Raw genomic sequence first — 4,511 nt, forward strand, 5'->3', positions numbered from 1 at the left:
AACGTAGCTGGCATCATTGCGGCTTCGATTAATAACGATAAAGGTATCGCAGGTATAGCTCCAATTGCCAAAATCATGCCGATCAAAGCGTTGGAGTCAGATGGAACAGGCGGCGAAGCGAAGCTTGGTGAAGGCATTAAATATGCCGTGGATCATGGGGCGAAGATCGTCGTGCTTTCCCTGGGATTGAATAAGTACTCGGATTATATGGCAGGCGTTGTCCAGTATGCAGAGGATCACAATGTACTGCTAGTAGCTGCTGTCGGCAATGAAAGCATGAGTGTGAAATACCCTGCGGCGTATCCAACGGTTTTGGCTGTAGGAGGCGTTACGGCTGATAAACAAGCAGACCCCCGTTCGAATTTTGGGCCAGAGCTGGATCTGGTTGCGCCATGGGATGTGTATACCACAGCTCTAGGCGGCGGCTATCAGTACCAAGATGGAAGCTCGATGTCCGCACCGCAAGTTGCTGGGGCAGCGGCACTAGTGTGGAGCAAATTTCCAACGATGAGCGCGTATGAAGTGAGATCACAACTGGAACAGACAGCGGATGATTTGGCGGAAACCGGCTGGGACGCCAAAACAGGATATGGGATGCTGCGTGTGGATATGGCCCTGACGAAACCTTATAAAGAGGATCGCTTCGAGCCAAATGATCGTCAGAGTCAAGCAGCCAAGCTGCCTATACATACCTCTGTGAAAGCAGCGCTATCCTCAGCGCTCGATGAGGACTGGTACGCGATTGATGCGGCCTATGACGGATATATTGAGATATGGCTGCAGAACACCGATAGTGCGGGTATTCGTGCGCGCTTTGATTCGGGGGAAACGTTTATTGCTAATAATGCCTCGGATGGAACTCAGCCTTTTAAGGTGAAAGTGACAAAAGGTCGCACTTATTTGCAACTTCAATCGATAGATCGCGAACGGAAAACAGGAATTAGTTATAGTTTGCGAACGGATTTTATCATCTACACGGACCCATTTGAAGATAATGATAAGCAGTACAAAGCATTTGCTCTACCTGAACGCAGTCAAACGATTCGTGGAACCTTCCACCAAAAAGGGGACGTCGATTGGTTTGTGTTACCTCTAGAGCATTCGGGCTCAATAAGGTTAAAACTCTCCGTCGATACAGGTCGTATAGATCCGATGATTCTTTTTCAAAAGGAAGGAGAAAAGTCGATATCTATTGATCAAGGCGGCGATGGTGGGATTGAGATCAGCTCGCTAATAGATGTATTTCCGGGGCAATACTATATTCGCGTCAGCAATACGAAGGATTATACGGAGCCGATAACAGGTGAATACACGCTGGAAATCGCATATACGCCGAAATTGATTGATCCGAATGAACCAAATGATAAGTCGTATCAGGCGACTTTTGCAGCTATGAATTCGGTGTACGAAGGGTTGTTTAATAACAATGAAGACGTTGATTGGTTCCAATTCCGAATGGGTCAGAATGGTCTGGCGCAAGTGCGGTTGACCAACATCCCGACTTCAAGGACGATGTACGCAACGTTGTATGACAGCACATTGAAGGAACAAGGCTTTTATCGAAATGAATATGGTTCTGATCAGCTTTTCGTGGAGAAAGCGCTGAATGCTGGCACTTATTATATTAAGCTGCAAGCTAACCAATGGTTCATGAGTCAAATGTACAGGTTGAAAATTGGCAGCTATACGCTGATAAGCGGTTTTGCCGATATTGAAGGGCATTGGGCACAAGATGCGATAAGCAAGCTTACGGAGCAAGGCGTGATCAGCGGTTATGGCAACTATCGGTTTGCCCCGAATCAGTCAATTACACGCGCGGAAGCGGCGACAGTGTTGACTCGAGCGTTGAAGCTGACTAAGCGCAAAGAGCTGAAGTTCTCCGATATGGACGCTTCACATTGGGCTTATGATTTCGTCGCCAAAGCGTTGCAAGCAGATATCGTTGCTGGATACCCTAACGGAACATTCGGCCCCGATCGTACGCTTACACGTATGGAAATGACACAGATGCTTGCCCGCAGCATGAATATGACAGGGAAGAAGCGGGGGAACTCGCCTTTTAGTGATGTAGATGAGTCTTACTGGGGTTTGGGTATTTTGAAACAAATGTGGGCTGACGGCTGGATTACTGGCTATTCGGATGGTTCCTTCCATCCCGATGAGCAAGCTACTCGTGCTGAATTCGTCTCTATGCTGGTGAAAGTAATGAATCGGTAGAACCGAAAAGGAGTGACCTATGGGAGAAACAGATAAATGGAATGAAGCTGCGAAGTATGCGTCGGTAATGAATATGGTCGATATTGTGGTTTACATCCTATGTATCGGCCTCGCGTGGTGGGCGTTGCAAGCATTCCGCTTTGATGTGCTGCTCAAGAATCCAAAAGGCGCGCAAGCCATTATGCTCCAAATCTTACTTTCTATTGGGCTCGGGCACTTAGTTGCCAGTTTTTTCATCCAATATTTAGGTCTCTCCATGGGCTTCGGCAAGATGTTTTAATTGCCTTTTTCGAATAATGATTTAAATTTTTGTCAACAATGGATAGTAGAACGGATCAAAAATCGAGATCCTATTCGAACTCTATGTAGGTGTTTCATAATACCAAAAGAACACAGTTGTAACTATGCGGCTTGTGATGATAAACTTAGGAAATGTGCAAAACCTTGTAATTAAAATAAGTGCGCGGAGGGACCATGATGAGCAAAATTATCGTCCGCGGTGGCCGAAAGTTAGCTGGCAATGTGAAAATCAACGGAGCGAAAAATGCGGTACTACCGATTATTGCAGCTTCCATTCTGGGGTCGGAAGGTGAGAGCGTCATCCACGATGCGCCTCCCCTTGACGATGTACTAGTCATTAATAAAGTATTGCAAAGCTTGGGTATCGAAGTCTCCTATGACCGGCAGGTTATTCGTGTTCGGGCGGAACGCATTGACACATGCGAAGCATCCTATGATCTAGTCCGTAAAATGAGAGCCTCTTTCCTTGTTATGGGGCCATTGTTAGCAAGACGGGGGCAAGCAAGAATTTCACTCCCAGGCGGTTGTGCGATTGGCACAAGGCCGATTGATCAGCATCTCAAAGGCTTTGAAGCAATGGGCGCCGATATTGAATTAGGTCAAGGGTATATTGAAGCCAGAGTCAAAGGGCGTCTGAAGGGTGCCAAAATTTATCTGGATGTAGCCAGCGTCGGCGCAACCGAAAATATTATGATGGCTGCTACGCTTTTTCCAAAATGCAGGAAATGGGCGTTATCATCGAAGAAGACGAGAACGGCATTCGCGTATGTGCCTCGGGACCGCTGCGTGCCGTTGACGTGAAAACGCTGCCGTATCCGGGTTTCCCAACCGATATGCAGTCGCAAATGATGGCGCTGCTGATGGTGGCGGATGGCACGAGTCTCGTGACCGAGACGGTGTTCGAGAATCGCTTCATGCACGTGGAAGAATTCGCGAACATGAATGCCCACATCAAAGTGGATGGCCGCACGGCGATCGTCAGCGGCAATGCTAAGCTGCGCGGTGCAAAAGTGTGTGCTACCGACTTGCGTGCTGGAGCGGCGCTGATTTTGGCGGCGTTGGCAGCGGATGGTGAAACCGAGATTACAGGCGTTCACCATATTGATCGCGGATATGTGGATATTACAGACGTATTGCRCGGGCTTGGTGCCGATATTTATCGGTCGGTGCCGCAGCAAGTGGAACAGGAAACGGCAGAGCTGGGTTTTTTCAATATCCAGCCAACGTTAGCGTAAGATAGCAAGAACCGTCGGAGGGAGCTCCGGCGGTTTTTTTTATTATATCTAATTCGGGAACTACAGTCCGCTATTTCCCTCTAAAGACGCAACTTCCATGTGGAAGCGGAACTACGGTTCGTTATTTTGTCGTTTTCACCTGGAAAACGCGCTCTGTGGACAAATAAGACCTTGTAGTTCCGCTCAGAGAGAAAATAGCTCGTTTTTCTCGAAATAGTGGACTCTAGTTCCCTTGATCTATGTTTTGGAAAAAAGGGAACTAACAAATTAAATAAGATTTCATAGGGGAGTTTGTACCAGTTGATTATTGGCCAAACTCCCTTTTGTTTTGTACTCATATACAAATATTGTAAAAGTTTACTATTGCTTAAATCTCATAAAATAGTATTATTAATTATGTAACTAATCCCATTTTTTTACACTAATAGAAGAGGAGGATAAGTTTAACTAGCATGTTGGAATCTATTACTCGAACCAATCGGGTAAGCCATTAATCGAGCGAGGGAGAGATAATTAATGATGATGAGAAATAAAGGTTTTATTTCAATGCTTACCCTAGTGTTAATCGCAATGATGATTGTACCCGCATCAGCTCACGGCAACACAATTAATCCACCTCAATCTAAGAGGATTCTTACAACAGGATGGGGTCATTCGCTATTTTTGAAGACAGATGCTACTTTATGGGCTTGGGGTGACGGGAACTTAGGGCAATTAGGCAACGGTTTAGGTACGGCCAGCTCTGTTCCTGTTCAAAGT

General features: G+C 46.4%; 2 protein-coding genes and 2 pseudogenes. All 4 read left to right on the forward strand.

Features of this window, described 5'->3' with window-relative positions; translation table 11 throughout:
• Positions 1-2,217 (forward strand): S8 family peptidase (locus tag AC1DUA_RS30930; RefSeq protein ID WP_477503394.1); only part of this gene is annotated, 2,217 nt, incomplete at its 5' end.
• 19 nt (positions 2,218-2,236) lie between these two features.
• Positions 2,237-2,497, forward strand: a complete 261-nt coding sequence (locus AC1DUA_RS30935; protein WP_235959324.1) for a DUF1146 family protein — start codon at positions 2,237-2,239, stop codon at positions 2,495-2,497.
• 197 nt (positions 2,498-2,694) lie between these two features.
• Positions 2,695-3,752 (forward strand): annotated as a pseudogene (locus tag AC1DUA_RS30940) (UDP-N-acetylglucosamine 1-carboxyvinyltransferase).
• A gap of 516 nt (positions 3,753-4,268) precedes the next feature.
• A pseudogene (locus AC1DUA_RS30945) lies at positions 4,269-4,511 on the forward strand (hypothetical protein); the annotation flags it as partial.

The sequence above is a fragment of the Paenibacillus sp. 01T422 genome, from assembly GCF_056398785.1.